Source organism: Huaxiibacter chinensis, from assembly GCF_022171985.1.
In the GTDB taxonomy this organism is placed as follows: domain Bacteria; phylum Pseudomonadota; class Gammaproteobacteria; order Enterobacterales; family Enterobacteriaceae; genus Enterobacter; species Enterobacter chinensis_A.
Genome location: NZ_JAJVHF010000054.1, coordinates 1 through 1211, shown reverse-complemented (window position 1 = coordinate 1211; position 1211 = coordinate 1). Strand labels below are relative to the sequence as shown.

The following is a 1211-nucleotide window of genomic DNA, read 5'->3' as shown; positions in this document are numbered from 1 at the left end:
CGCCAAAACATCTTCGGCGTTGTAAGGTTAAGCCTCACGGTTCATTAGTATCGGTTAGCTCAACGCATCGCTGCGCTTACACACCCGACCTATCAACGTCGTCGTCTTCAACGTTCCTTCAGGACCCTTAAAGGGTCAGGGAGAACTCATCTCGGGGCAAGTTTCGTGCTTAGATGCTTTCAGCACTTATCTTTTCCGCATTTAGCTACCGGGCAATGCCATTGGCATGACAACCCGAACACCAGTGATGCGTCCACTCCGGTCCTCTCGTACTAGGAGCAGCCCCCCTCAATTCTCCAGCGCCCACGGCAGATAGGGACCGAACTGTCTCACGACGTTCTAAACCCAGCTCGCGTACCACTTTAAACGGCGAACAGCCGTACCCTTGGGACCTACTTCAGCCCCAGGATGTGATGAGCCGACATCGAGGTGCCAAACACCGCCGTCGATATGAACTCTTGGGCGGTATCAGCCTGTTATCCCCGGAGTACCTTTTATCCGTTGAGCGATGGCCCTTCCATTCAGAACCACCGGATCACTATGACCTGCTTTCGCACCTGCTCGAGCCGTCACTCTCGCAGTCAAGCTAGCTTATGCCATTGCACTAACCTCCTGATGTCCGACCAGGATTAGCTAACCTTCGTGCTCCTCCGTTACTCTTTAGGAGGAGACCGCCCCAGTCAAACTACCCACCAGACACTGTCCGCAACCCGGGTAACGGGTCTACGTTAGAACACCAGCCATTAAAGGGTGGTATTTCAAGGTTGGCTCCACGCAGACTGGCGTCCACGCTTCAAAGCCTCCCACCTATCCTACACATCAAGGACCAGTGTTCAGTGTCAAGCTATAGTAAAGGTTCACGGGGTCTTTCCGTCTTGCCGCGGGTACACTGCATCTTCACAGCGAGTTCAATTTCACTGAGTCTCGGGTGGAGACAGCCTGGCCATCATTACGCCATTCGTGCAGGTCGGAACTTACCCGACAAGGAATTTCGCTACCTTAGGACCGTTATAGTTACGGCCGCCGTTTACCGGGGCTTCGATCAAGAGCTTCGCGTTGCCGCTAACCCCATCAATTAACCTTCCGGCACCGGGCAGGCGTCACACCGTATACGTCCACTTTCGTGTTTGCACAGTGCTGTGTTTTTAATAAACAGTTGCAGCCAGCTGGTATCTTCGACTGATTTCAGCTCCACGAGCAAGTCGCTTCAC

Annotated in this window: 1 rRNA gene; it reads right to left on the bottom strand. The window is 53.6% G+C overall.

Annotation, left to right across the window (positions count from 1 at the left end):
- Positions 1–23 precede the first annotated feature (23 nt).
- Positions 24–1211: ribosomal RNA gene (locus LZP96_RS23885) — 23S ribosomal RNA — on the bottom strand; the annotation flags it as partial.